The 26,664-nt window shown below is 72.4% G+C and carries 24 protein-coding genes; 4 read left to right on the top strand and 20 right to left on the bottom strand.

All coding sequences use genetic code 11. From position 1 onward, the window contains the following. Positions 1-2: 2 nt before the first annotated feature. The 4 genes from AMYTH_RS0105595 to AMYTH_RS0105580 are packed head-to-tail and all read right to left on the bottom strand — an operon-like array spanning position 3 to position 3,110. Entirely contained in the window at positions 3-395 is a 393-nt protein-coding gene (locus AMYTH_RS0105595; RefSeq protein ID WP_017982595.1) for a RidA family protein, read from the bottom strand. Beyond that, positions 392-1,138, bottom strand: a complete 747-nt coding sequence (locus tag AMYTH_RS0105590) for an SDR family NAD(P)-dependent oxidoreductase (RefSeq protein WP_027929460.1) — start codon at positions 1,136-1,138, stop codon at positions 392-394. Before AMYTH_RS0105590 ends, AMYTH_RS0105595 begins: the two co-directional genes overlap by 4 nt. Beyond that, a complete protein-coding gene (locus AMYTH_RS0105585; protein WP_027929459.1) occupies positions 1,135-1,965 on the bottom strand; it encodes an enoyl-CoA hydratase family protein in 831 nt (276 codons plus the stop codon). Before AMYTH_RS0105585 ends, AMYTH_RS0105590 begins: the two co-directional genes overlap by 4 nt. Further along, on the bottom strand, positions 1,962-3,110 hold the full coding sequence (locus tag AMYTH_RS0105580; RefSeq protein ID WP_027929458.1) for an acyl-CoA dehydrogenase family protein: 1,149 nt from the start codon (positions 3,108-3,110) through the stop codon (positions 1,962-1,964). The genes AMYTH_RS0105585 and AMYTH_RS0105580 overlap by 4 nt, the downstream gene beginning before the upstream one ends. A gap of 117 nt (positions 3,111-3,227) precedes the next feature. On the opposite strand from AMYTH_RS0105580, the gene AMYTH_RS0105575 reads away from it, so the two are divergent. After that, on the top strand, positions 3,228-4,229 hold the full coding sequence (locus AMYTH_RS0105575) for an RNA polymerase subunit sigma-70 (RefSeq protein WP_027929457.1): 1,002 nt from the start codon (positions 3,228-3,230) through the stop codon (positions 4,227-4,229). On the opposite strand, the gene AMYTH_RS0105570 is transcribed toward AMYTH_RS0105575, so the two are convergent. The 7 genes from AMYTH_RS0105570 to AMYTH_RS0105540 all read right to left on the bottom strand — a co-directional run bounded on the left by AMYTH_RS0105570 (position 4,230) and on the right by AMYTH_RS0105540 (position 11,905). Further along, positions 4,230-4,811, bottom strand: a complete 582-nt coding sequence (locus AMYTH_RS0105570) for a dihydrofolate reductase family protein (protein ID WP_027929456.1) — start codon at positions 4,809-4,811, stop codon at positions 4,230-4,232. A gap of 78 nt (positions 4,812-4,889) precedes the next feature. After that, the gene (locus AMYTH_RS0105565; RefSeq protein ID WP_027929455.1) at positions 4,890-5,297 is read right to left on the bottom strand and encodes an aconitase X swivel domain-containing protein; all 408 of its coding nucleotides are present in this window, start codon (positions 5,295-5,297) and stop codon (positions 4,890-4,892) included. Further along, positions 5,294-6,571: an aconitase X gene (locus tag AMYTH_RS0105560; RefSeq protein ID WP_027929454.1), complete on the bottom strand. Its 1,278-nt coding sequence runs from the start codon at positions 6,569-6,571 to the stop codon at positions 5,294-5,296. Before AMYTH_RS0105560 ends, AMYTH_RS0105565 begins: the two co-directional genes overlap by 4 nt. After that, positions 6,568-7,905 carry an MFS transporter gene (locus tag AMYTH_RS0105555; protein ID WP_027929453.1) on the bottom strand — a complete coding sequence of 446 codons (1,338 nt, stop codon included), beginning with the start codon at positions 7,903-7,905 and terminating at the stop codon, positions 6,568-6,570. Before AMYTH_RS0105555 ends, AMYTH_RS0105560 begins: the two co-directional genes overlap by 4 nt. A gap of 23 nt (positions 7,906-7,928) precedes the next feature. After that, on the bottom strand, positions 7,929-9,575 hold the full coding sequence (gene ilvD, locus AMYTH_RS0105550; RefSeq protein ID WP_084022525.1) for a dihydroxy-acid dehydratase: 1,647 nt from the start codon (positions 9,573-9,575) through the stop codon (positions 7,929-7,931). Positions 9,576-9,589: 14 nt separating this feature from the next. Beyond that, positions 9,590-10,879 carry an FAD-dependent oxidoreductase gene (locus AMYTH_RS0105545; RefSeq protein WP_027929451.1) on the bottom strand — a complete coding sequence of 430 codons (1,290 nt, stop codon included), beginning with the start codon at positions 10,877-10,879 and terminating at the stop codon, positions 9,590-9,592. An 81-nt stretch (positions 10,880-10,960) separates the two neighbouring features. Continuing rightward, positions 10,961-11,905 (bottom strand): LysR family transcriptional regulator, encoded by a 945-nt coding sequence (locus AMYTH_RS0105540; protein WP_027929450.1) that lies wholly within the window; start codon positions 11,903-11,905, stop codon positions 10,961-10,963. Positions 11,906-12,012: 107 nt separating this feature from the next. On the opposite strand from AMYTH_RS0105540, the gene AMYTH_RS0105535 reads away from it, so the two are divergent. Continuing rightward, entirely contained in the window at positions 12,013-12,834 is an 822-nt protein-coding gene (locus tag AMYTH_RS0105535) for a helix-turn-helix domain-containing protein (RefSeq protein ID WP_027929449.1), read from the top strand. 68 nt (positions 12,835-12,902) lie between these two features. Next, entirely contained in the window at positions 12,903-13,484 is a 582-nt protein-coding gene (locus AMYTH_RS0105530) for a dihydrofolate reductase family protein (protein ID WP_027929448.1), read from the top strand. Between the two features lie 7 nt (positions 13,485-13,491). Here AMYTH_RS0105530 and AMYTH_RS0105525 read toward each other — a convergent pair whose 3' ends face one another. The 6 genes from AMYTH_RS0105525 to AMYTH_RS0105500 all read right to left on the bottom strand — a co-directional run bounded on the left by AMYTH_RS0105525 (position 13,492) and on the right by AMYTH_RS0105500 (position 20,637). Further along, a complete protein-coding gene (locus AMYTH_RS0105525; RefSeq protein ID WP_027929447.1) occupies positions 13,492-14,478 on the bottom strand; it encodes an L-threonylcarbamoyladenylate synthase in 987 nt (328 codons plus the stop codon). A gap of 161 nt (positions 14,479-14,639) precedes the next feature. Continuing rightward, the gene (gene lipA / locus AMYTH_RS0105520; protein ID WP_027929446.1) at positions 14,640-15,641 is read right to left on the bottom strand and encodes a lipoyl synthase; all 1,002 of its coding nucleotides are present in this window, start codon (positions 15,639-15,641) and stop codon (positions 14,640-14,642) included. Between the two features lie 68 nt (positions 15,642-15,709). Then, positions 15,710-17,107, bottom strand: a complete 1,398-nt coding sequence (gene lpdA / locus AMYTH_RS0105515; RefSeq protein ID WP_027929445.1) for a dihydrolipoyl dehydrogenase — start codon at positions 17,105-17,107, stop codon at positions 15,710-15,712. Between the two features lie 10 nt (positions 17,108-17,117). Beyond that, the gene (locus AMYTH_RS0105510) at positions 17,118-18,623 is read right to left on the bottom strand and encodes a 2-oxo acid dehydrogenase subunit E2 (RefSeq protein WP_027929444.1); all 1,506 of its coding nucleotides are present in this window, start codon (positions 18,621-18,623) and stop codon (positions 17,118-17,120) included. A 2-nt stretch (positions 18,624-18,625) separates the two neighbouring features. After that, the gene (locus AMYTH_RS0105505) at positions 18,626-19,657 is read right to left on the bottom strand and encodes an alpha-ketoacid dehydrogenase subunit beta (RefSeq protein ID WP_027929443.1); all 1,032 of its coding nucleotides are present in this window, start codon (positions 19,655-19,657) and stop codon (positions 18,626-18,628) included. 14 nt (positions 19,658-19,671) lie between these two features. Further along, a complete protein-coding gene (locus AMYTH_RS0105500; protein WP_027929442.1) occupies positions 19,672-20,637 on the bottom strand; it encodes a thiamine pyrophosphate-dependent dehydrogenase E1 component subunit alpha in 966 nt (321 codons plus the stop codon). Between the two features lie 187 nt (positions 20,638-20,824). On the opposite strand from AMYTH_RS0105500, the gene AMYTH_RS0105495 reads away from it, so the two are divergent. After that, positions 20,825-22,015 (top strand): helix-turn-helix domain-containing protein, encoded by a 1,191-nt coding sequence (locus AMYTH_RS0105495; RefSeq protein ID WP_027929441.1) that lies wholly within the window; start codon positions 20,825-20,827, stop codon positions 22,013-22,015. A 59-nt stretch (positions 22,016-22,074) separates the two neighbouring features. On the opposite strand, the gene AMYTH_RS0105490 is transcribed toward AMYTH_RS0105495, so the two are convergent. The 3 genes from AMYTH_RS0105490 to AMYTH_RS0105480 form a co-directional block, all read right to left on the bottom strand. Next, a complete protein-coding gene (locus AMYTH_RS0105490; RefSeq protein WP_027929440.1) occupies positions 22,075-23,685 on the bottom strand; it encodes a DUF11 domain-containing protein in 1,611 nt (536 codons plus the stop codon). Between the two features lie 127 nt (positions 23,686-23,812). After that, on the bottom strand, positions 23,813-24,295 hold the full coding sequence (locus tag AMYTH_RS0105485) for a hypothetical protein (RefSeq protein WP_027929439.1): 483 nt from the start codon (positions 24,293-24,295) through the stop codon (positions 23,813-23,815). After that, entirely contained in the window at positions 24,292-26,616 is a 2,325-nt protein-coding gene (locus tag AMYTH_RS0105480) for a molybdopterin oxidoreductase family protein (protein ID WP_027929438.1), read from the bottom strand. Before AMYTH_RS0105480 ends, AMYTH_RS0105485 begins: the two co-directional genes overlap by 4 nt. Positions 26,617-26,664 lie beyond the last annotated feature (48 nt).

The following is a 26,664-nucleotide window of genomic DNA, read 5'->3' as shown; positions in this document are numbered from 1 at the left end:
GCTCACACGACGGCGAAACCCTGCACCTCCACCAGCGCCTCGGCATCCCACAACCGGGACACCCCGATCGCCGCCATGGCCGGGTAGTCGGTGCCGGCCAGGCGCCGCCACACCTCGCCGATCTCGCGGGCGTGCGCCCGGTAGCCGGCCAGATCGGTGGCGTAGACGGTGAGGCTGACCAGCCGGTCCGGCGCGCCACCGGCGGCGCGGAGCGCGCCGAGCAGGTTCGACAGCGCGCGTTCGAACTGCTCGACCACGGTGCCGCCGACGATCCGGCCATCGGCGTCGAGTGCGGTCTGCCCGGCCAGGAACACCGTGGTGCCGGTCGCGACCACCGCGTGGGAGAACCCCCGCGGCGGCGCCAGCTCCGGCGGATTCACCCGCTGCACGCTCACTGCACCGCACCTCCGTCCACCTGGATCGCCTGCCCGGTCACCGCGCCGGACCGCACGCAGAACCACACCGCCTCGGCCACCTCCTCCGGCTGGATCAGCCGGCCGATCGGCTGCTTGCGCGCCAAGGTCTCGCGCGCTTCCTCGGCGCTGCGCCCGGTCGTGGCCACGATGGTGGCGATCGTCTGCTCCGTCATCGGCGTGTCCACGTAGCCGGGGCAGACGGCGTTCACCGTCACGCCGGTGCGGGCCAGCTCCGCCGCCGCGGCGCGCACCAGGCCCAGCACGCCGTGCTTGCTGGCGGTGTAGGCGGCGATGTAGGGCTCGCCGATCCGCGCGGCCGTGGACGCCATGACGACGATCCGCCCCCACCCCGCCGCGCGCATCGACGGCACCGACCGGCGCACGAACCGGAACGGCGCGGTCAGGTTGAGGTCCAGCATCCGCTGCCAGTCGGCGTCGGTGGTGCGCTCCAGGCGGGCGGAATGGCCCGCGCCGGCGTTGGCGACGAGGATCTCCACCGGACCCCATCGCTGTTCGATCTCGTGGTGGACGCGGTCGGCGGCGTCCGGGTCGGTGACGTCCGCGGGGATCACGTGCACCGGCCCGGCGCACCCGGCGGCGGTTTCGTCGAGCTGCTCGCGGTTGCGCGCCACCAGCGCGACCCGGCAGCCTTCGGCGCTGAGCCGCCGCGCGATCGCGCGACCGATGCCACGGCCGGCACCCGTCACGAGCGCGACCCTCACCGCCCCTCCCAGCGCGGCTGGCGGCGTTCGGTGAAGGCGGCGTGGAACTCGGCGTGGTCGCGGGTGGTCATCAGCAGGGCCTGGGTCATCGCGTCCAGTTCCATCGACGCCGAGATCGACATGTCCAGCTCGGCGGTTAGCAGCGACTTGGTCTGCGCGAGCGCCAGCGCCGGGCCGTCGGCCAGCCTGCGGGCCAGTTCGGTGACCGTGGCGTCCAGGTCGGCGTCGGCGACCAGCCGCGACACCAGGCCGTAGCGGTCGGCGGTCTCGGCGTCGATCGTGTCGCCGAGCATCAGCAGTTCGGTGGCCCGGCCCAGGCCGACCACGCGCGGCAGCAGGTAGGCCGCGCCCATGTCCCCACCGGACAACCCGACCTTGGTGAACAGGAACGCGAACCGCCCGGAGGTGCTCACGACGCGGAAGTCGGAGGCGAGTGCGACGACGGCGCCGGCTCCGGCCGCGATGCCGTGGACGGCGGTGATGATCGGGATCGGGCACTCCCGCATGGCCCGGATCACCGCGCCGGTCATCTTGGTGAACCGCATCAGGTCGCGTGGTTCCATCTTGATCAGCTCGCCGATGATCTCCTCGACGTCGCCGCCGCCGCAGAAACCCCGGCCCTCGCCGCGGATCACCAGCACCCGCACGTCCTGGTGGTGCGGCAGCTCGGCGAGCAGGTCGCGCAGGTCGGCGTAGCTTTCGAAGGTCAGCGGGTTGAGCTTCTCCGGCCGGTCCAGCGTCACCGTCGCCACCCCGTCGGCCTTGCCGAACCGGAAGTGCCGCCAGTCCTCGGTGAGCCGCGGCGAGGCGTGGAAGCGGTAGGTCATCGGGTGTACTCCCTGCCGATCAGGTTGCGCGCGATGATGGAACGCTGGACCTCGGAGGCGCCTTCGTAGATGCGCAGCGCCCGGACGTCGCGGTAGAGGTGTTCGAGCGGGTGCCCGTGCCGCAGGGCGGCCGCGCCGTGCAGCTGCACGCAGCCGTCGACGATCCGCTGCGCCGCCTCGGTGGCGTACAGCTTCGCCATGGCCGACCGCCGGGACTGCTGCTCCGGCTCGCCGCCGTCGTCGTAGGCGGCGGCCGCGGCGTAGACGAGCAGGCGGGCCGCTTCGAGTTCGGTGGCCAGGTCGGCGATGCGGTGCGCCACGGCCTGCTGGCTCGCCAGCGGCGCGCCGTACACCTGGCGCTCGCGGACGTGGGTGACGGTCGCGTCGAGCGCCGCCTGCGCCATTCCCACCGCGAACGCGCCGACGCTGGGCCGGAACAGGTCCAGCGTGCGCATGGCGACGGCGAACCCGCGGTCGACCTCGCCGAGCACGGCGCCCGCGGGAACCCGGACGCCGTCGAACACCAGACGGCCGATCGGGTGCGGCGACAGCATGTCCAGCGGCTCGCCGGACAATCCCGCGCTGTCACCGGGGACGGCGAAGGCGGTGACCCCGCGCGCGCCGGCGTCGGGGGTGGTGCGGGCGAACACCGTGTAGATGTCGGCGTCGGGAGCGTTGGAAATCCACAGCTTTTCGCCGGTGAGCACCCAGCCATCGCCGTCGCGCTCGGCGCGCAGCTGCAGGGCCGCGGCGTCCGACCCCGCGCCGGCTTCGGTCAGCGCGAACGCGGCGACGGCCTCCCCGGAGATCACCGCGGGGATCCAGCGGGCCCGCAGCTCGGCCGAGCCGGACTGCAGGATCGGGTAGCTGCCCAGCCCCTGCAGGGCCAGCGCGGTCTCCGCCTCGGTGCTGATCTGGGCGATCGTCTCCCGCAGCAGGCACAACTGCACCGCGGCCGCGTCCGAGGGCTCGGCGCCCCCGCCGAACAGTCCCCGGAGCAACCCCAGCTCCCCCAGGGTGCGGACGAGCTCCCGGTCCACCCGCCCGGTTCCACGCGGGGCGAGCTTCCCGGTGGCGGCGTCGCGCACCCAGCGCTGGTACTCCCGCTGCTCGTCGCTGAGCCGGAACGCGGCAACCCCGGACATGCTCCGAGACTAGCGCACTGGTGACGCTCGTCAAGGATGCGCAACACTCCCGGCCGATCAGAAATCCTCCGCCACGTCGTCAGTTCTGGTGACCCCCTCGTGGAAGGATTGACGACCATGACCGACGCTCGACCGCCCGGCGCCGACGAGGCCACATTCATCGCCGCGGCTCGTTCCGGCGATCCGGCGCGGTTCGCGCTCATCACCGAGCGCCACCGGCGTGAGCTGCTGGTGCACTGCTACCGGATGCTCGCCAACTACGAGGACGCCCAGGACCTGACCCAGGAGACGTTCCTGCGCGCGTGGCACAAGCGGGAGTCGTTCCAGGGCCACGCCACGCCGCGGACCTGGCTGTACCGGATCGCGACGAACGCCTGCCTCGACTTCCTGGACAAGCGCGACAACCGCACACCCGTGCCGTCCGGGCTGCCCGACTCCGAGCTGCCCTACCTGCAGCCCTACCCCGACCGGATGCTGCCCGAGGACCCGCAGGACGCGGCGGTGGCGCGGGAGACGATCGAGCTGGCGTTCATCGTCGCCGTCCAGCACCTGCCGCCGCGGCAGCGGGCGGTGTTCATCCTGCGCGACGTCCTCGGCTGGCCGGCGCCGAAGACCGCCGAGGCCCTCGACCTGACCGTCGCCTCGGTGACCAGCGCACTGCAACGCGCCCGCGTGACCATGCGCACGCAGCTGCCCGGCCGCCGCCTCGACTGGCGCAGCCCCGCCACCCACGAGCTCTCCAGCGACGAACGCGGCGTGGTCCAGTCCTACATCGACGCCCACCAGCGCAACGACCTCGACGCGCTGACGTCCCTGCTGCGCGACGACCTGCGCTTCGCGATGCTCCCCGACCCGGGCACCGTGACCACGACAGCCAAGGACGCGGTGGACGGCTGGATCTCCGGCGGACTCTTCCAGCCCGGCCACGACGACTGGCGCGGCATCGCCACGACCGTCAACCGCATGCCCGCCGCCGCGCTCTACCTGCGCACCCCCGGCCACCCGGAACACCGGCTCTTCGCCATCGCGCTCCTGCACATCGTCGACGGCACGATCGCCGAGCTCACCGGATTCGACGCCACCGGCACACCCTGGCTGGACCTGCCCCCGGCCCTGTGATCACCTCGTCTCGTACCGGGTCAGCACCACACCGCCGGGAAACGTCCGGGTCTCCACCAGGCGCAGGTTCACCCAGCTGTCCAGCGCGGCGAAGAACGGCGTGCCGCCGCCGACCAGCACCGGATGAGTGACCAGCACGTACTCGTCGATCAGCCCGGCCCGCATGGCCGCCCCGGCCAGGGTCGCGCCGCCGACGTCCATCGGGCCGGCGTCCGCGGCCTTGAGCCGGGTGATCTCGGTGACCGCGTCCCCGGTGACCAGGCGGGTGTTCCAGCCGACCTGGTCGATCGTCGAGGAGAACACCACCTTCGGCATGTCCCGCCAGCGGCGGGCGAACTCGATCACCGCCGGTGTGGCCCCGGGCTGCTCGTCGGCGGTCGGCCAGTGGGAACTCATCTCCTCCCACAGCTTGCGCCCGTACAGCGACAGGCCCGTCGCCGCCACCCGGTCGGACCACCACTGGAACAGCTCGTCGCCCGGCGACGAGTCCGGTCCCTCACCCCCGCTCCAGCCCAGGTCGCCGCCCGGCGCGGCGATGTAGCCGTCCACGGTCACGTTCATGGCAAAGGTCAGTTTCGGCATCGCGCCAGCCTCCCGTGAGTCTCACCGGTACAGACGGACACGGCGCGGAAACCTCATCGGTGCGCAGGCGGCCTGCCCTCACCCCCGCGTGATCTCCACGATCCCGCGGTCCGCGTCGAGGCGAAGGTGGTCGCCGGTGCGGATCACCGCGACCGGGTCCTGGTCGAGGTCGCTCAGCGTGGGGACCCGGGTGACGACGGCGCCCAGCGCGGCCTTCGTCGTGGTCACCGTGAAGATCATGCCCAGCGGGGCGGTGCCCAGCAGCCGGGTGGACTGGAAGAAACCCGACCAGCCGGACGACCCCTTCGCGCCGGGGAAGACCAGGATCTTCCCGGTGAAGCACACCCCGCACAGCTCGTGCCTGCGCTCGGTGATCGTGCCGGTGGCCGGGTCGATGCCGCCCCAGCCGGAGATCGTCTCGTGCGACACCAGCGCCTCGCCCTCGACCACGCCGGGCACGACCGTGCGTCCACGCAACGTGATCATCGCAGCCCTCCCCGCCAGCGCCCGGTGACCGCCGCGTCCACGCAGTCCTCCAGCGACCCGAACCACGCCTCGACGCCCAGGATCGCGGGCAGGTAGTGGGCCTGCTTGGCCGAGTCGGTGGCGAACACCTTCGTGCCCGGCGGCGCCACCCGCGACATCGCCGGGCACGAGTCGGCCAGCAGCTTGCCGCCCGCCTTCTCGATCACGGCGGTGTAGCCGCTGCGGTCGGCCACCGCCTTGAGCGCCCGCGGCGCCATGATCCACAGCTGGGTGCCCGAGTGCAGGCGCTTGCCGTCCAGGGCCCGCGCCGCGGCGCGGATCTGGTCGATCGAGGCGTGCGGACAGCCCAGCAGCACGAAGTCGACGTCGGTGGACCGGCCCTGGTCGTTCAACTTCTCGTAGATCGCCCGCCGTTCGCGGGGACCGTAGACGACGGCGTCGGGGACGGGGCCGTCGAAGGCCGCTTCGACGGTCGGCGCCTCCGGGGTGATCCCGGGGAGGTGGTAGAGCTCCACGCCACCGGAGGATGCCGCCGCCGCGCCGAAGTGCTTGAGGTCGACCAGATCCGGACGCGTGAACTCGCCCGTGACCACCGGTCGCTGGTCCTGCACCAGCTCCCCGGCGAAGTACCCGAGCATGCCCCAGTCGAGGAAGTCGCGCACCCCGGATTCGACGCGGATGTGGTGGGTGCCGAACCGGTTCTCCGCGAGGTGGTTGCCCCAGCACGGGATCTTCCCGGTCAGCGACGCCGCGCCGGTGGACGTGCCGCCCTCGCAGTTGGTCCGGGCGCCCAGCACCGAGTTGCAGTACACCACCGCGGAGGATTCCATCCACGCGCAGTGCTCGCCGCGCACCGGCAGGTTGCCCACCTGGTAGGGCGTGCAGGTGGCCAGGATGTTCACACCCCGGCGGCCGTAGAAGGCCTCGGCGTCGCTCTGCAGCTCCACGAACTCCTTCGGATACGGCACCACGCCGGCCGAGTCCGGCCCGAAACCCTGCTGCAGCTGGCAGGTCGGCACCCGCATGTCCGGGATCTCGATGGCGTCGTCGCAGTCGAGGTTGAGCACGGCGAACGCCTTGTGCCAGCCGCCCTCGGCCACCAGCTTCGCCTTCAGCGGCGAGGGCTGGGTGCTGGTACCAGCCACGTTGCGGGTGTCGCACAGCCGCTGAGCGCCCAGCGCGTCGCCGTACCGGATGAGCAGGTCCATGGCGGCCGCGACGGCCGGGCCCTCGGCGCCGTCGCGCATGGCCTTCTCCTCGTCGGTGAGGATCACCGGACCACCTCGCTCGCGACGACGGGCGCGTGCTGCCCCACCGGGTTCGTCTCCGGCCCGCGGCGCACCGCCGCGAACATCAGCAGGCCGCCGAACACGATCAGCACGATCGGGGTGAACTCGTACGGCATGATCGCGGACAACGCGAGCAGCCACACGGTGTAGAGGCCGGGCAGGATCAGGCCGAACATGTAACCGATCCCGTACCCGCTGGCCCGCACCGAGGCGGGGAACCGCTCGTTGAGGTAGACCAGGATGACGCCCAGCGGCGCCGACGGCAGCACCTTCGCCACCACCGCGATGAGCGCGATCAACCACACCGGAGCGCCCGCCCGGGCGGCGACGACCAGCAGCGCGAACGCGCCGCCGACCACGAACGCCAGCACCAGCGCCCACCGCATCAGCAGCGCACGCCGCCCGAACCGCTGCCCGGCCGCGGCCAGCACCATGATCAGCACGATCGAGCAGACCGACCCGATGATCTCCACGGCCGACGACAGCCGCGGGCTCTGGTCGAGCACCTGCACGAGCAGCGTCGGCAGGAACGACACCGACATCTGGGTGGCGAACCAGTAGCCGCAGGTGAACAGGAACACGCTGAAGATCAGCGCCCGGTGCGCGGTGAACAGCTCGACCACCGGCTGACGGGCGCCCTGGCGGGCGGTGCGCGCGGAGTCGTCCTCGACGACGTGGCGGTAGTGCATCAGGTACGCCACCCCGAGCGCGAAGCCGAGGAAGAACGGGATCCGCCAGCCCCAGGAGAGGAAACCGCTGTGCGGGAGCACGTCGAGCATGCCGAGCAGGAGCGTGTTGATCACCAGGAACGAAGCGGGGGCGCCGACGCCGATGAGACCGCCCACGCGACCGCGACGGCCGGGTGGCGCCTGTTCCAGCGCGAGCGGGATCGGCGCGGCGTACCCGCCGGCGAGGAAGATCCCGCCGATCAGCCGGAGCGCCGCGAACACGGCGATCGCGCCGTAGCCCCAGGACCCGTAGCCGGGCAGCAGGCCGATCAGCAGGGTGACGATGGTGAAACCCCAGCCGCTGATCATGGTGACCGGCTTGCGGCCGATGCGGTCGGAGAGGTTGCCGAAGATCACGCTGCCGATCGGGCGGCCGACCAGCCCGACCGTGAACAGCAGGGTGGTGAACGTGGCGCGCACCGACGCGGGCAGGTCGGGCGGCATGAAGTAGGCCATCGCGGCGGGCAGGACCAGCGCGGGCAGGTACACGTCGAAGCTGTCGACGAACATCGAGAACGCCCCGCCGCGGGCGGACCGTCGCTGGTCGGCTTCGCCGATGGCGGTGGACGGGGGAACTTCGGGCAGCGCCATTGCGGCCTCCTGTCGGGGTGAGGTCAGGGACGGAGCACGGCGCCGTCGTCGAGGGGACGCACGGTCCGGCGGTAGACGGACAGCCAGCCGGTCTCCTCGTGGTCCTGGGCCGGCTGGGGGTTTCGGGTGGCGAGTTCGGCCGGGGCGACCCGCAGGTCGCAGACCCGGCGGGGCAGGTCGATGTGGACGGTGTCGCCGTCGCGGGCGAGCGCGAGCGGCCCGCCGTCGGCGGCCTCGGGGCGCACCTCGCCGACCACGATGCCGCGGTTGACCAGGCCGGAGAGCTGGCCGTCGGTGACGACCGCGACCCGGCCGGTGAGCCCGGCGCGGTCGAGCGCGAACACGATCTGCGACGCCATGCCCATGCCGGGGCGGCCACGCGGGCCCAGCCCGCGGACGATCACGACGTCGCCGGGCGCGATCCGCCCATCGGCGAGCGCGGCCACGGCGTCCTCCTGCGACTCGAAGCAGCGGGCGGGGCCGGTGAAGGCGGCCGGCCGCTCGTCGCCGACGGCGAGCTTGACGATGCCGCCGGAAGGGGCGAGAGAGCCGCGCAGGACCACGATCAGCGGCTGGCCGGTGAACGGCCGGTCGCGAGGACGGATGACCTCCGGATCGGCCACGGTGACCGGGGCCAGGTTCTCACCCACGGTGGCGCCGGTCGCGGTCACCGGCGACGGGTCGATCAGGTCGCCGAGCGCGCGCATCACCGCTGCCGCGCCGCCCGCGGCCTCGAACTGCTCGATCGTGTGCGGGCCGTTCGGCCGGACGGCGGACAGGACCGGTGTGGCAGGGCCGAGCTCGGCGTACAGGCCGAGGACGTCGACGTCCACTTCGGACTCGGCCGCGATGGCCTGGAGGTGCTTGACGGTGTTGATCGACGCGCCGACCGACAGGGCCACCCGGACCGCGTTGTGGAAGGCCGCTTCGGTGAGGACGGCGCGCGGGCGCAGGTCCTCACCGACCATCTCGACGATCCGGGCGGCGGCGTCGTCGGCGGCGGCCCACATCGCGGGCGAATTCGCCGCCACCGGGGTGGTCCCGGGCAGCGCCATGCCGAGGGCCTCGGCGACGATGTGCATCGAGTTCGCGGTGCCCATGCCCGGGCACACCCCGGGCCCGCCGACGGCGACGTCGCTCATCTCGGTCAGCTCGTCCACTGTGGACGAGCCGCAGGCGTGCAGGAACACCTCCTCGATGTCGCAGTGCCCGCCGCGGAAGCACCCGCTGGGCTGGTAGCCGCACGCCACGAGCAGGGTGGGGATGTCCAGCCGCCCGGCGGCCATCAGCTGCGCCGGAGCGGTCTTGTCGCAGCTGGCCAGGCAGATCATGCCGTCCAGCTGGGCGCCCTCGACGGCGACCTCGATGTCGTTGACGATGAGATCGCGGGCGGACAGGATGTAGCCGCCGCCGTGGCCCGCGGAGTGGATGAAGTCGCTCGGCGCGGTCGTGCGCACCTCGAAGGCGAGACCGCCCGCCGCGGCGATGCCCTTCTTGATCCGCGCGGCGATCTCGTCCAGGTGGCTGAAACAGATGGCCAGGTCCGACGAGGAGTTGACCACCGCGATCTTGGGTTTGCGGAGGTCGTCGTCGGTGAGGCCGAGCGCGCGCCACTGGGCGCGCCGGGTCGCCCAGCGCACCGTGCCGGGCGGGAAGTCGCTGCGTACCAAGGGTTCTGTCCTCCTCAGCCGTCGAGGTTGGCGGACAACCGGGCGGCGAGATCGCCGTGGTCGATGTCGTGCACGCTGTCCTTGCCCGCGAGGTCCAGCGCGTGCGCGGCCGCCATGCCCATCGCCCCGCACGGGCCCATCACCCGGATGCTCGACAGGGCGGCCGCGTCGCCGTCGACGCAGCGGCCGGCGACCAGGACGTTGTGCGCCTCCGGCGGCGTCATCGCGCGCAGCGGCACGTAGTGCACGTGGTCCGGCCCGAACGTCTCCCACACGTAGCCCTCCGGGCTGTCGTGCAGCTCGACCGGCCACGCGGTGCGCGCGACCGCGTCGGGAAAGCGCTTCCCGGACCGCACCTCGTCCAGCGTCAGCTGGTGGGCGCCCTGCGCCCAGCGGGTCTGACGCCGCCCGGGGAACCCGTAGGCCCGCACCCGGGCCCGGCCGAACGCTTCCGGGAACTCGGTGCGCAGGAACGCCACGACCCGGTCGGCCTGCGCCTTGCCGTCGAGCTGGGCACGCGCGGCGGCGATCGGGTCCAGCGGCGCCTCGATGTGGGTCATGTTGAGCACGGCGGTGCCCCGGCCGGGGAAGTAGAACGCGAGCCCGTCGTGGCGGCGCAGGCCGTACTCCGCCGCCTTGGCGCCGACCCGCTCGGCCAGCACGTCCGGGTCCGGCGTGCCGTCCTCGTCCACGTGCTCGACGACCAGCTGCTGGGAGCCGTAGATCTCGCGCTCCGGCAGCCGGCACGGCAGCCCCGCCTCCCACACCAGGGAGGCGTCGCCGCTGGCGTCGACGAAGCCGACCGCGCCGACCTCGACCGTGCCGTACCGGGTCGCGAAGGTGACCGACTCGATCCGTTCCCCGTCACGGACCACCCCGGTGATCGAGGCGCCGGTGATCACCTGGATGCCGTGCTCGCGCACCGTGTTCTCCACCCACCGGCCCAGCGCGACCTCGTCGTAGCCGACGGTGATCGTGTGCCGGCGGTTGTAGAACAGGTCGCCCGTGGCGTCCAGGTCGCGGAAGATGTCGTCGAAGATCCCGTGGGTCAGCTGGCGGTAGCCGGGCGCGTTGCCGAACACCCCGCAGAACAGGCCGATCAGCGAGTTGACCATCTGGCCGCCGAGCACCGGCAGCGCGTCGACGAGGACCACCGAGCGCCCCAGGCGGGCGGATTCGACGGCGGCGGACAGGCCGGCGATCCCGGCGCCGACCACGCAGACGTCGGCGGTGACGTGGTGCGTGGCGGGCCCGGGGGGTTTGCGGACCGTGTGGACCTTGAGCTCGGTGAGGGGGTGCGGCATGGATCACACGCTAAGCGGGTGCGCCGGGCGGCCGGAAATAGAAGATCGTGCTGCGCGGGCATAAACAGCGCTGATGGTGGTTCAGATGCCGGCGGCCAGCGACACCAGGACCTCGCGGAACCAGCGGTGCGCGGGGTCGCCGTCGTAGTCGGTGTGCCACCAGAACCGCTCCACGATCGGTTCCGGATCGCCGGGGCACGGCAGGACCCGCAGACCGAGCCGGGGCGCGACGCGCCGGGCGAGCCGTTCCTGCAGCAGCGCCACCCGGTCGGTGCCGGCCACGAAGTGCGGGACCGCCTGGTAGCTCTCCACCCGCACGCGAATGCGCGGCTGGATGCCGAACAACACCAGCTGGCGGCTCATCGGCGCGGCCGGGGCGAACCCGCGGTCGGGCTGGAACGGCGCCACCCAGGTCATCTCCGCCAGCTGCGCCAGGCTCAGCTCGTCGCCCGTGACGTGCGGGTTCGCGGCGTCGACGACGCACACCCACCGCTCGGTGAACAGCTCCACCGACCGCACATCGGGCAGGTCGAACCGGCTGGCCGGGGGCGCGACCAGGCCGTCGATCAGGCGGATCGTGCCCCCGATGTCCCTGGCGAACGCCTCGCGGACCAGCCGGACGTGCAGCTGCACACCGGGCGCCTGCTCGGCCAGGAGCGCGGACAGCCGGGAGCCCAGCACCTCGATCGTGTAGTCGGCCATGAACACCGTGAACTCGCGGCCGGAGACGCCCGGGTCGAAGTCGTGGCCGGTGCCGAAGAGCCGTTCGGTGGCGCCGCAGATCGCCTCGACCTGGTCGGTCAGCTGCGCGGCCAGCGGGGACAGCACGTAGCCGTTGCCGCTGCGCACCAGCAGGTCGTCGTCGAAGTGGCGGCGCAACCGCGCCAGCGACGCGCTCACCGCGGGCTGCGTCACGCCGAGGCGCGCCGCCGCGCGGGTGACGTTGCGTTCGCGCAGGAGCTCGCGCAGCACCACGAGCAGGTTGAGGTCCAGGTTGACCAGATGGACGGCGGAGGCCCTTGCCACCGCGGGACTATAAATCGGACTGTTTGCCCCGGCAAGCTCCGGCGGAGCGCGGCTGTACCAACGCGGCGCGCGTTCGCGATGCTGTGGACGTGGAGTACGTGTCCCGAGTGCCGCGGCCACCGCTGGACGGGCTGATCGACGACCTCTACTACCTGGCGGGCGAGCCGCCGTACGCCCGGCTGACGCTGCCGCCGGCGCCGTCGGCGCTGCTCATCGTCAACCTCGGGGCGCCGTTCCGCATCCGCGCCGGCACCGACATCGAGACGGCCTCGTACGCCGACGGCTGCGTGGTCACCATGTCCACCCGCGCGCTGGAGTTCGGCTATCCACCCCGGACCTCGTCCGTCGGCGTGCACTTCAAGCCGTGGGGGCTGGCGCCGTTCCTGCCGATGCCCGCGGCCGAGCTGTGCGACCGGCCGGTGACGGTGGAGCAGGTGTGGGGCCGGCCCGCCGTCGCCGAGCTGCAGGACCGGCTGGCCACCGCGGACGGACCGCAGGAGATGCTGACGCTGCTCGAGGACGAGTTGAGGCGACGGCTGCGCGAGACCACCGGCCTGGGGCTGGTCCGCCACACGAGCAGTGTCATCGCGGCGGCAGGCGGGGCGGTGGCGATCGGCGACCTGACCGTGGCGGCCGGTGTCAGCAGCACCCATCTGGCGCACCGGTTCAAGCAGCTCGTCGGCGTCACGCCGAAGCGGCTGGCCCGCACCCACCGCCTCCTCGCCACCGTGTTCGCGATCGACCCCGCCGGACCGGTCGACTGGGGCGGCCTCGCCGCCGCCGCGGGCTACTTCGACCAGGCCCGCTTCGGCCACGAACTGCGGGAGTTCACCGGGCTCACGCCGACCCGGTACCTCGAAGTCCGGCGGCGGTTCCTGCGCGAACACCCCGGCCACGCGCTGGAGGGCTGGCCGCTGCCCGCCGATTGATTTCTTACAAGAGCCGCGGCCGACGACCCGCTAGTTTCCGGGGCACCCAAGCAGAGGAGGAGAGTCCCGTGGGCAAGGTGGTCATGTACAGCTCGGTGTCGGTGGACGGCTTCATCGCGGACGACAACGACCAGCCAGGGCCGCTGTTCGACTGGCTGACCAGCGGAGACGTCCCGTTGGACGACAGCGGGGCGGTGAAGGTGTCGCAGACGTCCTACGACTACACGCGGGCGTACTGGGACCAGATCGGGGTGACCATCGCCGGCCGCCACGTCTTCGACCTCACCGACGGCTGGGACGGCAAGCCCCCGGGCGGGATCGACCACGTGGTCGTCGTGACGCACCGGCCGCCGCCCGAGGGCTGGGACCCCGGGGCGCCGTTCCACTTCGTCGACGGCGTCGAGGCGGCCGTCGCCAAGGCGCAGGAGCTCGCGGGCGACCGGCTGGTCGAGGTCGCCGCCGGTGACGTCGGCGGCCAGGTGCTCGCCGCGGGCCTGGTCGACGAGGTGCGCATGGACGTCGTCCCCGTGGTGTTCGGGTCCGGCAAGCGCTACTTCGGGTCGGTCGACGCGCAGCACCTGCTGGAGGACCCGGAGGTGGTCATCCAGGGCAACCGGGTACTGCACCTGCGCTACCCGGTGCGCCGCTGACCGCGCGTCATTCCGCGTCGCGGGGCCCGGCGGCGCGGCGCAGCCGGTTGGCGATCGCGAGTCCGAGCCCCTCCTCGGGCGGCAGGGACGCCACGACGAGGTCGCAGCCCCGCTGGTCGAACTCGCGCAGGAACCCGTAGAGGCTGCGCGCGTAGTCGGCCATCGAGCCGGGGACCGGCACCACCGCGTGCACCGCCGCGGGACCGTCGCCGGACGAAGGAGGCAGCAGGACACCCACCTTGTGCCCCTGCTCCTGGGCGAGCTCCGCTTCGACGACGACCTTCTCCGGCTCGACCAGCACGACCCGCGCCTCCGGCGCGTAGTGCGAGGGGTGCTGGCCCGGCACCCGGACGTGGCTCGTCGACGGGACCGCGACGGGCCGCCCCAGCACCGCTTCGAGGTCCTCGCGCGTCACCCCACCGGGCCGCAGGACGCTCGGGGTGTCGCCCGTGACGTCGACGATGGTCGACTCCACACCGACGTCACACGGGCCGCCGTCCAGCACGAAGTCGACCACGTCGCCGAGTTCGGCCCGCACGTGCTCGGCTGTCGTGGGACTGACGGAGCCGAACCGGTTGGCGGAGGGGGCCACGACCCCGCCGCCGAACGCCGCGAGCAGCGCGAGCGCGACGGGATGGCCGGGCACCCGCACGGCGACGGTCTCCAGGCCGCCGGTCGCTTCCAGCGGCACCCGGGGCGCGCGCCGCAGCACCAGCGTCAGCGGCCCCGGCCAGAAGTGCTCGGCCAGCAGCCGCGCCGTCGCGGGCACCTCCTCGACCCACTCCCCCAGCAGCTCCGCACCGCCGATGTGCACGATGAGCGGATGCGACGGCGGGCGCCCCTTCGCCTGGAACACCCGCGTCACGGCGGCCGCGTCCTCGGCGTTGGCGCCCAGGCCGTAGACTGTCTCGGTGGGAAGGGCCACCAACCGCCCGGCGCGCAGCAGGCCGGCCGCCTTGTCGATGTCGTAGGTACTCGCCGTCACGGGCGCCATCCTCCCACCGGCCCGCTCACCCCTCGCGGCCCCGGCCCCTCCTGACGGTTCCCCGGCCGATGGTGCGCGCGTGCTGCTCGACGGCGGCGCAGTCGGAAGGCAGCCTCCGATCCTGGCAGTGTGCGCCCGCCAACCCAGCGGTCCGGCCGGCGATAGGACTTTCAGCGGGTGAGGAGGCTGCTGGCTTCCTGGGCGGCGGGTCCGGCTTCGGCCAGGTGCGCCAGGTTGGCGGGCAGTTCCTCGCCGCGGTGGCGCTTGGTCTGGGCGTAGAGGCGGCCGGCGCGGTAGGAGGAGCGGACCAGCGGCCCGGCCATCACCCCGGCGAACCCGAGGGCCTCGGCGACCTTGGCGTGCTCGACGAACTCCTCCGGCTTGACCCAGCGGTCCACCGGGTGGTGCCGCACCGACGGGCGCAGGTACTGGGTGATGGTCAGGATTTCGCAGCCGGCGTCGACCAGGTCGCGCATCGCGGGCTCGACCTCCTCGGGGGTTTCCCCCATACCCAGGATCAGGTTCGACTTGGTGACCAGCCCGGCCTCGCGGGCGCGGGTGATGACCTCCAGCGACCGGGCGTAGCGGAAGCCGGGGCGGATGCGCTTGAAGATCCGCGGCACGGTCTCCACGTTGTGCGCCAGCACCTCCGGCGCGGAGCCGAACACCTCGGCCAGCTGCTCGGGGTCGGCGTTGAAGTCCGGGATCAGCAGCTCCACCCCGGTGCCCGGGTTGAGCGCGTGGATCTGGCGGACGGTCTCGGCGTACAGCCACGCCCCGCCGTCGTCGAGGTCGTCGCGGGCGACCCCGGTGACCGTCGAGTAGCGCAGGCCCATTGCCTGCACGCTCTCCGCGACCCGGCGCGGCTCCTCCCGGTCCAGCGCCGCCGGCTTGCCGGTGTCGATCTGGCAGAAGTCGCAGCGGCGGGTGCACTGGTCACCACCGATGAGGAAGGTCGCCTCGCGGTCCTCCCAGCACTCGTAGATGTTGGGACAGCCCGCCTCCTCACAGACCGTGTGCAGGCCCTCCCGCCGCACCAGGCCCTTGAGCTCGGTGAACTCCGGCCCCATCTTCGCGCGGGTCTTGATCCAGGACGGCTTCTTCTCGATCGGCGTTTCACTGTTGCGGACCTCGAGCCGCAGCAGCTTCCGACCTTCAGGCACAACAGTCACCTCCGGGACGTGGCGGTTCTCCTGCCGCGCCGGAGCCGGGTCGCGGCGCGGCAGGAGAACCGGGCTGGTCAGCTGTTGAGCGAGCGCCCCAGACCGGCCAGGACCGATTCGTGCATCGCTTCGGAGAGCGTCGGGTGGGCGAACACGACTTCGGCGAGGTCCTCCGTGGTCGCCTCGAGGGACTGGGCGATCCCGAACCCCTGGATCTGCTCGGTCACCTCCGGGCCCACCATGTGCGCGCCGAGCAGTTCACCGGTGTCGGCGTCGAACACGGTCTTGACGAACCCGTCGCCCTCGCCGATCGCCAGCGCCTTGCCCGAGGCGGTGTAGTCGAACCTGCCGACCCGCAGGCGCCGCCCGGTGGCGCGCGCCTGCTCCTCGGTCAGGCCCAGGTGCGCGACCTGCGGCCGCGCGTACGTGCAGGCCGGCACGCGCCGCCGGTCGAGTGGCCGGACGTGCTCGACGCCGGCCAGCTTCTCGACGCACAGCACGCCTTCGTGACTGGCCTTGTGGGCCAGGCACGGCGCGCCCGCGACGTCACCGATCGCGTAGACGCCGAACGCGGTGGTCCGGCACCACTCGTCGGTGCGGACGAACCCGCGCTCGACCTCGACCCCGGCCTCCTCGAGCCCGAGGTCCTCGACGTTGCCCTGGATGCCCGCGGCGACCAGGACCCGTTCGGTGGTGATCTTCTCCGCCGACCCGTCGGACAGGGTCAGGGTCGTGGTGACCGCGTCGATCCCGGCGTCCACACCGGACACCGACGCTCCCTGGTGGACAGCGATGCCGCGGTCCGTGAACCGCTTGCGGACGTGCTCGGCGACCGTGGCGTCCTCGGCCGGCATGATGCGCGGCATCGCCTCGACGAGCGTCACCGCGGTCCCCAGGTCGCGGTAGAGGCTGGCGAACTCCACGCCGATCGCGCCGGACCCGACGACCAGCAGCGACTCCGGCAGTGACGGCGGCGTCAGCGCCTGGAAGTAGGTCCAGACGCGCTCGCCGTCGGGCGCCACCCCGGGGATCGAGCGCGGCCGGGCTCCGGTCGCGAGGATCGTGTGGTCCGCCCGGTAGCGGGTGCGCGCACCGTCCGCGGCGACGTCGATCTCGCCCCGGCCCGCCAGGCGGGCCGTGCCCGTGATCACCTCCACACCGTTCTTCTTCAGCAGGTAGCCGATCCCGTTCGACAAGCGTTCCGACACCGAGCGGCTGAACTTCACCAGCCCGGCCATGTCGAAGGTGACCCCGGCGGCGCGGAACCCGAGCGGCTCGAGGTTGGCCAGGGTGTGCGCGACGTCCGCCCCATGCAGCATCGCCTTGGTCGGGATGCACCCCCAGTTCAGGCAGATCCCGCCGAGCCGGTCGCGCTCGACTACCGCGGTGCGCAGCCCCAGCTGGGCCGCGCGGATCGCGGCGACGTAACCGCCCGGGCCACTGCCGACGACGAGGACGTCGTACTTCTCGCTCATGGCAGTCCTCCTAGACGAGCATCAGGGCGGGCGACTCGACGAGACGCTTGAGCTCCCGCAGGAACTCCGCGCCCAGCGCGCCGTCGATCACGCGGTGGTCGCAGGACAACGTCGCGGTCAGCAGCGTGCGCACGACCACCTCCCCGCCTGCGACGACCGGGCACGGCCGTCCGGCGCCGACGGCGAGGATCGCGCCCTGCGGCGGGTTGATGATCGCGTCGAACTCCGTCACCCCGTACATGCCCAGGTTGGAGATCGTGAAGGTGCCGCCCTGGAACTCCTCGGGCCGCAGCCTGCCGGTCTTGGCCTTGGTGACCAGGCTGTGCACCTCGGCCGAGATCTCGGCGAGCGATTTGCCCTCCGCCGCCCGGACGATCGGGGTGACCAGGCCGCCGGGGAGCGCGACGGCGACCGAGATGTCGGCCGCGGAGTGCCGGAGCACCGCCTGCGCGCTCTCGTCGAACTGCACGTTGACGTCGGGCACCCGCCGCAGCGCCGCCGCGCAGGCCTTGATCAGGAAGTCGTTGACCGACAGCTTCACCTTCGGCACGGTCGCGTTGATCCGCTCGCGCAACGCCAGCAGCTCGTCGATCTCCAGGTCGACGCTCACCCGGAAGTGCGGCGCGGTCTGCTTCGAGGCCTGCAGGCGCCGCCCGATCTCCTTGCGCATCGGCGACAACGGCACGGTTTCGACCCGCGCGCCGCTCTCGGCGGGAGCCGCGGGAACCTCGGGCGCGGCTGTCAGGCCGAACCTGCGCTCGGCCTCCCGCACATCCGCCTCGCACACCCGGCCGCGGGAGCCGGTGGCGCGGCAGTCGTACAGGTTGATGCCCAGCCGCGCGGCCAGACGGCGGGCCACCGGGGTGGCGGGCACCGCGCTGTCGTCCTGGCTGGAGCGTCCCGGCACGGTGGGGCGGGGCGGTGCGGGCGCGGGCGCGACCCGTCCACCGGCCGCGCCGACCGCGGCGTGGACGTCGGCGACCGAGATCCGGCCATCGCGGCCGCTGCCCGGCACCTTCGCCAGGTCGATCCCCAGCTCCCGGCCGAGGCGGCGGGCGCGGGGGGTGGCGAAGACGTCCTCGCCGATCCGTCCCCGCAACTCCGGCGGCACGACCGTGTCCCCCGCCGGGCCCGGTTCCGGGGCGGCGGGACGCGCCGGCACCGGATCGGCGAGGCTCGCACCGTCACCGTTGGCCGCGACCGGCGCGGTATCCCCCTGCGCGCCGGTCCCGTGCCGGGCGAGGAAACGCTCGATCTCGTCGTCACTCACGCTCTCCGGAGCCGACACCGCGATCGGCGCGCCGACCGGCAGGGTCTGGCCAGGCCGCGCGAGGACGCGCCGGAGCACGCCGTCGAACGGCGCCTCCATCTCGTTGGTGATCTTGCTCGTCTCGACCTCGCACAGCAGGTCGCCCTTGCGGAAGCCGGCCCCCTCCGCCAGCCGCCACGCGGTCACGGTGCCTTCCTCCATGGACAGGCCCCACTTCGGGATCTCGATCAGCTTGATGTCGCTCATGATCAGACCGCCAGCGTCTTGCGAACAGCGGCTTCGATCCGCGCCGCGCTCGGCAGCCACGCCTGCTCCAGCGCCGGCGAGAACGGCACCGGCGTGTGCGGTGGGGTGACCAGCTCGATGGGCGCGCGCAGCGACCCGAACGCCTTGGTCGAGATCAACGCCGCGAGGTCGTGCCCGAAACCGCAGCGGGCGGCGGATTCGTCGACGATCACGACCCGTCCGGTGGAGGCCACCGATTCCAGCACGCCTTCCTCGTCCAGCGGGGACACCGTGCGCGGGTCGACCACCTCGACGGAGATGCCTTCGGCGGCGAGCTTGTCGGCGGCTTCGTTGGCCCGGTTCACCATGGCCGACAAGGCGATCACGGTGACGTCGTCACCTTCGCGGGTGTAGTTGGCGACGCCGAACGGGAGGGTGTAGGCCTCGTCGGGCACCTCGGCCTTCTGGTCGTAGAGCGTCTTGTGCTCGCAGAACACGACCGGGTCGTCGTCCCGGATCGCCTGGATCAGCAACCCCTTGGCGTCGTAGGCGTTGGACGGCGCGACCACCTTCAGGCCCGGTACCGCGGCGAACACGTTGTACGGGGACAGCGAGTGCTGGGCGGCGGCGGAGAACCCGGCGCCGATCATGCCGCGCACCACCATCGGGGTGCGGGCCTTGCCACCGAACATGTACCGGAACTTCGCGGCCTGGTTGTAGAGCGCGTCGTAACAGACCCCGAAGAAGTCCATGAACATCAGCTCGGCGACCGGGCGCAGCCCGGTGAGCGCGGCCCCTGCCGCCATCCCGATAATGGCCGACTCGGTGATCGGGGTGTCGATCACCCGGTCGGACCCGAACTCGGTCCACAGGCCCTTGGTGACGCCCAGCACGCCGCCGAACGCCTCGATCTTCTTGGTCTCCAGGTCGGGGTTGGTGCCGGCCTGACCGCCGCGGAGGTCCTCACCGATCTGCACCACCGTGGCGTCGCGCGCCATCTCCTGAGCGAGAGCGTCCTTGATCGCCTCGCGGTACGTCTTCTTCGACGTGGCCATGGGATTTCCCTTTCTCAGTACGAGACGTAGACGTCGGTCAGCAGGTTCTCCGCCGGCGGGTACGCGGCCGCGCGGGCCTTCGCCACCGCCGCGTCGACGCGGGCGCGCGACTCCTCGTCGATCGCGTCGAACTCGGCCGCCTTCACCTTCCTGGCGTCCACCCGGCTGCGGAAGATCCGCAGCGGGTCCTGGGTGGCGCGCAGCTCCGCGACCTGCTCGGGCGTCCGGTACAGCTGCGCGTCCCCCTCGAAGTGGCCGAACCACCGGTGCGCCTGCGCCTCGATGGTCGTCGGGCCGCCACCGGTGCGCGCCCGTTCGACGGCCTCCCGCGCCGCGTCGTGCACGGCGAAGAAGTCCGTGCCGTCCACGGTGACCGCGGGCATGCCGAAGGACGCCGCGCGCGCCGCGATGTCGGGAGCGCCCACCGCGTAGTCGGTGCCGGTGGCCTCGCCGTAGCCGTTGTTCTCGATGACGAAGACGATCGGGAGCTTCAGGACGACGGCCATGTTCATGGCCTCGAACACGGTGCCCTGGTTGGACCCGCCGTCGCCGGTGAACGAGGCGGCCACCCCGCCGTTGCCGAGCGTCTTGGCGCTGAGCGCGGCTCCGATCGCGAGCGAGGGCGCGCCGCCGACGATCGCGTTGGCCCCCAGCATGCCGACGGAGAGGTCGGCGATGTGCATCGATCCGCCCTTGCCGTGGCACAGACCGGCGTCCTTGCCGAAGATCTCCGCCATCATGCCGTCGATGTCGCAGCCCTTCGCGATGCAGTGGCCGTGCCCGCGGTGGGTCGATCCGATGTAGTCGGTCGGGGCGAGGTTCTCGCAGACGCCGACCGCGATGGCCTCCTGACCGGAGTAGAGGTGGATGAACCCCGGGATGTCGCCGGTGGCGTTCTCCTCGTGGAGGCGGTCTTCGAACGCGCGGATCTCGGACATCCTCCGATAGGCACGCAACAGTGCCTGCCTGTTCAGGGACATGGCGCTCCTCAGCTGGTCGGGTCGGTGTGAACGCCGACCGTAGGAGCGCCCGCGGCCGCGGGACCAGCGTTGCAGGGGGTTGCGGTGCGGGAACGGGGCGTGCAACTCCCTGCAACCCTTGCCGCCCGGGCCGCCGGCGCGGTTCCCTGCTCGGAGCTGGGATCACCGACGCGACCGGCAGGGAGCCATGCGCCACCACCCGTTCACCGCCGACCCGCGGCAGTACGCGCGGAACGTGGCCCGGGCACAGGACCTCGTCCTGGCCGGGGGCCGGCCGGGCACCGCGCCCCGCCCGGTCATCTCGCAGTCCTGGCTTCGCGTCAGCCGCCAGGGTGTCGATCCGGACCGGGCCGCCGTGGATCCCGTGTCCCCCGGCGACCTGGAGGAGCGCCGCGCCGGCTGCGGCCTGACCAGGAAGGCGGTGCGGACGCTGCGGGACGGGCTGGTGCCGCTCGCCGGGGACACCGGGCACATCGTGGTGATCGTCGACGCCGACGGGCTGGTCCTGTGGCGTGAAGGGCATCCCGGCGTGGCCCGGCGGGCCGACCGGCTGGGTTTCGTGGACGGCGCCTGCTGGGCGGAGAACACCGTCGGTACCAACGCCATCGGCACCGCGCTCGTCGAGCGGCGCCCGATCCAGGTGCACTCGACCGAGCACTACGCGCGCAACCACCACGAATGGTCCTGCGCGGCCGCGCCGATCCGCGACCCCCGGGACGGCACGCTGCTCGGCGCGGTCGACATCAGCGGACCGGTCTCGACCGCGCACCCCGCGATCCTCGCGCTCGTCACCGCGCTCGCGGGCCTGGCCGAAGCGAGCCTGCGGGAAGACCACCGCTGCGCCCTCGACCGGCTCCGCGCCACGGCCGCGCCGCTGCTGCCGAAGGTCGCCGGACCGGCTTTGGTGCTGGACCGGTCCGGCTGGGTGGCCGCCGCCAAAGGGCTGCCGCCGGTCGACCGCGTCCCGCTCCCCCACACCCTGAACACCGACCGGATCTGGCTGCCCGCGCTGGGACACTGCACCGTCGAGCTCCTGCCCGACGGCGTCCTCGTCCGGCCGGTGGACGACGAACGCCCCGCCGTCGCACGGGTCGTGCTCGACCCGTGCGACGGCGGTCGTCCCAGCCTCGTCGTGGAGGGTGAGACGGGCAGCTGGACGCACCGCCTGTCCCCGCGCCACTGGGACATCCTGCTCGAACTCGCACGCCACCGGGCCGGGCTCACCGCCACCGAACTCGCGGCCCGCCTGTTCGGCGACCCCTCCCGCACCGTCACCGTCCGCGCCGAGCTGTCCCGGCTGCGCAAGCGACTCCCCGACCTGCTCGACCACCGCCCGTACCGGTTCCGGGACGCAGTGGACGTCGTCATCCGCGACTAGCGCGGCTCAGCCGGCCAGCACCTGCGGCGACAGCTGCTTCAGCATCGCGTCGGTCCACTTCAGCCAGCGCGGCGTGGGGCGGATGGCGGGCGGCTCACCGGATGTGAGCCGCCCGCCTTGCTGATCGCTCCGGTCAGGCGTTGCTGCGGCGCCGCTTGAGGGCGTAGCCGCCAGAGTGCGAGTACACCACCGGCGACGGCCAGCGACACCATCGGCACCACATCGGTCGTGACCTCGTTGGAGGTGTCGTTGGTCGGGTCGGTGTCGATCTCGTTGGACTTGACGACCGCGGTGTTGTAGAGCGTCTTCACGCTGCCGTCGGCGATGCCGGAAACCTCGATCACCGCACTGTCACCCGCGGCGAGTTCACCGCCGGTGCAGGTGAGGTCCAGGCCACTGACGGTGCAGCCCGGGGTGGTCGTGGTGATGCCGGTCAGGCCGGCGGGCAACCGGTCGCTGACGGTGTAGCCGGTCGAGTTCCCGGGGCCGTGGTTGGTGACGATCAACCGGTAGGTGACGAGGTCGCCGGGCGCGGCGGTGGCCGGGCCCTCCTTGGCGAGGCTCAGGTCCGTCTTCTGCCCGGTGTTGGTCAGGGTGCAGGAGATGTCGTCACCCGGCTGCGGGGAGACCTGCACGCTGGTGCCGGTGCCCGACGGGAGCGGAGTCGTGCTGCCCGCGGTGGCGTTGGTGCAGGCCCAGGACTGGTCGTAGTTGCCGACCGGGCCGGTCTCGCCGAGCGTGTAGCCCTGGCCGGCCGCGCGCGGCAGGACGGTCAGCGCGCCGGTGGTGGCGGTGTTCGACAACCCGGTGCCGGCCGTGCCCACGGTCGTGCCCTCCGGCGAGGTCACCGAGATGTCGAACGAGTCGTTCGCCTGGCGTCGGTCGGTGACCTGCTTGTTCAGCGTCAGCTTCGAGGTCTGCACCGCGAACGCGACGGCCTCGATGCCCGCGTTCGACCGCAGGGTCTGGGAGAAGGTGGTCGCGCCGACCGAGTTGACCACGAGCGTGCCCCAGGTCGTGTTGGCTCCCCCGGTGCCCGTGCAGGTCACGGTGTTGGTGCCGAAACCGGTGGCGGTGCTTGCCTGGCAGCCCTGCGTTCCGGGAACCGAGGCGACCTGGTTGATCGGCTGGTTCGAATTCCAGGTGATGCTTTCGGCCCCGGTGTTCTCGGCGTCGGCGCCCACCAGCGCGTAACCACTCACGCGCGCGCCGCCCGAGTCCGTGACCACGATGTCGCGCAGGGTCAGCGTGTTGGCGCCGCTGACCCTGGTGTACAGCGCGGGCTTGCCCGGGATGTTCTTGTAGACCCTGTTGCCCATGGCCGACGCCGTGCCGTTGGTTGGCACGGCGAAGGCGGCCACCGGCACCGCCGGGCCGCCAGCGGGCCGGTTCACGATGTTGAACGTCATCGTGTAGCCGCCGGGCAGGGTGACTTTCATGTTCTGGCCCGCGGCGGAGCTGGCCTGGGTGTTGTTGTAGGCGCTCATGTCGAGCCAGCACAGGGTGGAAGCACTGGGCCCGCCGGTGCCGTAGCCACAGCCGACCGACGCATCCGCGGCCGAAGCCGGGGACGCGCCACCAACCATGGTCAGTGCCGCCAGCCCAGCGGCCGACAGCGCACCGCCGACGCGGGCGACGGCACGCCTCAGCGTGTTTGATTCCTGCGACATCCGTTTCTCCATCAGTCGATGTCACCGGTCGGTGACCAATGGAGACGGAATCCCACGGCGAGATCTGACGCGGGTAGTCAGCCCGGGGGACCCCCGCGCCGGGCAATAGCCGGCTAGCTCTGGCGGCTCAACCGGCCAGCACCTGCGGGGACAGCTGCTTGAGCATCGCGTTGGTCCACTTCAGCTGGCGCAGCGTATGCGGGTGGCAGCGGCTCGCCAGGGCCTGCAGGTCGTCGTCCTTGATGGCCTGCGCTCCCTGCGCCAGCAGTTCCCAGTCCAGCGACACCCCGGCACACGCGCGGTGCAACCGGCGCAGGTCGGCCAGCAACAGCACCCCCGGCTCGGGCCGCGTGCTCAGCATCTCGCTCACCGCGGTGCGCACCGGCGCGAGCGGGCCCGACCGCTCGGCGACCTCGGCGCCCAGGTCCAGGCCGTAGGGGCGGCCGGCGTCGGCCAGCGCCCGGACGTGGTCGCGGGACCAGCGGGCCAGATCGCGGGCCACGTGGTGGATCTCGGGCTCGGCGTGGTGCCGGTCGGACACCTTGAGCAGGTCACGCACCAGCGCCTTCTCGGCCCGGTGCAGTTCCCGCAGGGCGAGGGCGATCTTCATCGGGCCCCCTCCGCGCGGCGGATCGCGGCCGCCGCGGTCTTGAACAGCGGCTGCTTGGACACCGGGTCCCAGTCGGTGATCGTGAGCTCGTTGGCCGCCCGGTGCCGTCCGGACTGGTCGCCGGTGTCCCAGTAGCCGTAGTGGAACGGCAGGAACAGCACCCCGTCCCGGATGCCGCGGATCCGCACCCGGGCGCGGACCGCGCCACGTGGTGTGGTGATCTCGGCGAGGTCCCCTTCGGACAGATCGTGCGCCTTCGCGTCCTGTTCGGACATCTCGACCCACACCTCGGGAGCCGCGTCGCGCAGTTGCGGCACCCGGCCGGTCTTGGTGCGGGTGTGGAACTGGTAGATCGTCCGCCCGGTGATCAACGCGAACGGGTGCTCCGCGGACGGCATCTCGTGCGGCGGCACGTACTCCGCCGCCTTGAGCATGGCCTTGCCGTCCGGGTTGAACGCGTGGTACTCGTTCTGGTCGGCGGGCGCGCCGGTGACCAGGTCGCGCCCGTAGTCCTCGCAGTAGCCGGGCTGGGCGAAGAACTTCCCGTCGGCGTAGAGCCGTTCGGTGCCGTCGGGGTGTTCGGCGTCGCACGGCCACTGGATCGCGCGCTCACGCAGCTTGCCGTAGCTGAGCCCGCTGTAGTCGCACGGCCGTCCGGCGCTGGCTCGCTTCCACGCCTCGAACGCCGTCTCCGCGTCGTGCCAGGACGGGAACGGCTGCCCGTCGCGGTCGCGGAAGTCCATGCGCCGGGCGTAGTCGAGGAAGATGTCCAGGTCCGGCCGCGCCTGCCCGGGCGGGTCGACGGCCTTCTCCGACAGGTGCACGGTGCGGTCGGCGTTGGTGAACACGCCCGTCTTCTCGCCCCACATCGCCGCGGGCAGCACCACGTCGGCCAGCTCGGCGGTCTCGGTCAGGAACGCGTCCTGGACCACGAGGAACAACCGGTCCTGGGACAGGATGGACCGGATGCGCGCGAGGTCGGGCAGCGACACCGCGGGGTTGGTGGCCGACACCCACAGCAGGCGCAGGCTGCCGTTCTCGGCGTAGCGGAAGATCTGCATCGCGTGCGTCGGCGGGGCGTAGTGCGGGATCTGCTTCACCTCGAGGTTCCACAGGTCCGCCAGTTCGGCGACGTGCGCGTCGTTGGCCCAGTTGCGGAACCCGGTGAGGTCGCCGTCGGCGCCGCATTCGCGGGTGTTCTCGGCCGTGGGCTGCCCGTTCATCTGCAGGACCCCGCACCCGGGGCGGCCGAGCATGCCGCGGACCAGGTTGATGTTGTTCACCTGCACGGCCGCGGCGGTGGCCTGGTGGGACTGGTAGAAGCCCTGCAGCACGGTGGACAGCAGCCGCTGTGCGCCGCCCAGCAGAGCCGCGGCCTCCCGGATGCGCGCGGCCGGGACTCGGCAGATCTCGGCCGCGCGTTCGGGCGGGTAGTCCGCGACGAGCGCGGCGAGCTGGTCGAAGCCCACGGTGCACCGGTCCACGTAGTCGTGGTCGACCCAGTCGCGGGCGATGATCTCGTGCAGCAACGCGTTCATCAGGGCCAGGTTCGTGCCCGGCAGGGGCGCCAGGTGCACGGTGGCCGCCCGCGCGACCGGGGTGTCCCGCGGGTCGACGCACAACAGCGACGGCGGGTTCGGGCCGGCGAGCCGGTCGAGCATCCGGCTCCACAGCACGCTCTGCGTCTCGGCGACGTTGTGGCCGTAGAGGGCGATGACGTCGGCGTGGTCGACGTCGGTGTAGGAGCCGGGCTGACCGTCGCAGCCGAAGGTCTCCTTGAGCGCGGCGGCCGCGGTCGCGGTGCACAGGCGGGTGTTGCCGTCGAGGTGGTTGGTGCCGATGGCGCCGTGCGCGATCGCGGCGAGCGTGTAGTACTCCTCGCAGAAGAGCTGGCCGCTGGTGTAGAAGCCGATCGAGCTGGGGCCGCGCTCGTCCAGCAGGGCCCGGCTGCGGTCGGCGACCAGGCCCATCGCCTCGTCCCAGCTCGCCTCGACGAGCCGCCCGTCCCGGCGGACCAGCGGGGTGGTGAGCCGGTCCGGCGAGGCGTTGGCCTGCCAGCCGTAGAGGTCCTTCGGGTCGACGCGGCCGCGGTTGACCCGGTCTTCGGCGCGGCCGCGGACGCCGACGAGGCGGCCGTCCTTGACGGCCAGTTCGAGGCCGTCGCCGTTGGAGTGCAGGACCGCCGCCGTCGGGACCCACCGGTCGACGTCGTCCTCGGTCAGGCCGTCGGCGAGCTGGGAATCGACCCGCACGGGCCACGACTGTCCCGGTCCGTAGGGCGTGCGGGCGCCCCACGGATCGGCGATCGCGTCTCGTCGCACCCGGCCCGGGTACCCGCTCCCCCGGCGGGAAAACCACGTTGGTTGCGC

Origin of the sequence: Amycolatopsis thermoflava N1165 (assembly GCF_000473265.1) — a bacterium.
In the GTDB taxonomy this organism is placed as follows: domain Bacteria; phylum Actinomycetota; class Actinomycetes; order Mycobacteriales; family Pseudonocardiaceae; genus Amycolatopsis_E; species Amycolatopsis_E thermoflava.
This window is presented reverse-complemented; position numbering and strand designations above follow the sequence as displayed.

What these genes read in the sequence shown, in the direction of transcription:
- AMYTH_RS0105585 (WP_027929459.1), bottom strand. Translation starts at nt 1,965, where the DNA reads ATGACCTACCGCTTCCACGCCTCGCCGCGGCTCACCGAGGACTGGCGG.
- AMYTH_RS0105580 (WP_027929458.1), bottom strand. Translation starts at nt 3,110, where the DNA reads ATGTCCGGGGTTGCCGCGTTCCGGCTCAGCGACGAGCAGCGGGAGTAC.
- AMYTH_RS0105575 (WP_027929457.1), top strand. Translation starts at nt 3,228, where the DNA reads ATGACCGACGCTCGACCGCCCGGCGCCGACGAGGCCACATTCATCGCC.
- AMYTH_RS0105570 (WP_027929456.1), bottom strand. Translation starts at nt 4,811, where the DNA reads ATGCCGAAACTGACCTTTGCCATGAACGTGACCGTGGACGGCTACATC.
- AMYTH_RS0105565 (WP_027929455.1), bottom strand. Translation starts at nt 5,297, where the DNA reads ATGATCACGTTGCGTGGACGCACGGTCGTGCCCGGCGTGGTCGAGGGC.
- AMYTH_RS0105555 (WP_027929453.1), bottom strand. Translation starts at nt 7,905, where the DNA reads ATGGCGCTGCCCGAAGTTCCCCCGTCCACCGCCATCGGCGAAGCCGAC.
- AMYTH_RS0105545 (WP_027929451.1), bottom strand. Translation starts at nt 10,879, where the DNA reads ATGCCGCACCCCCTCACCGAGCTCAAGGTCCACACGGTCCGCAAACCC.
- AMYTH_RS0105525 (WP_027929447.1), bottom strand. Translation starts at nt 14,478, where the DNA reads ATGGCGCCCGTGACGGCGAGTACCTACGACATCGACAAGGCGGCCGGC.
- lpdA (WP_027929445.1), bottom strand. Translation starts at nt 17,107, where the DNA reads ATGAGCGAGAAGTACGACGTCCTCGTCGTCGGCAGTGGCCCGGGCGGT.
- AMYTH_RS0105510 (WP_027929444.1), bottom strand. Translation starts at nt 18,623, where the DNA reads ATGAGCGACATCAAGCTGATCGAGATCCCGAAGTGGGGCCTGTCCATG.
- AMYTH_RS0105505 (WP_027929443.1), bottom strand. Translation starts at nt 19,657, where the DNA reads ATGGCCACGTCGAAGAAGACGTACCGCGAGGCGATCAAGGACGCTCTC.
- AMYTH_RS0105500 (WP_027929442.1), bottom strand. Translation starts at nt 20,637, where the DNA reads ATGTCCCTGAACAGGCAGGCACTGTTGCGTGCCTATCGGAGGATGTCC.
- AMYTH_RS0105495 (WP_027929441.1), top strand. Translation starts at nt 20,825, where the DNA reads ATGCGCCACCACCCGTTCACCGCCGACCCGCGGCAGTACGCGCGGAAC.
- AMYTH_RS0105490 (WP_027929440.1), bottom strand. Translation starts at nt 23,685, where the DNA reads ATGTCGCAGGAATCAAACACGCTGAGGCGTGCCGTCGCCCGCGTCGGC.
- AMYTH_RS0105485 (WP_027929439.1), bottom strand. Translation starts at nt 24,295, where the DNA reads ATGAAGATCGCCCTCGCCCTGCGGGAACTGCACCGGGCCGAGAAGGCG.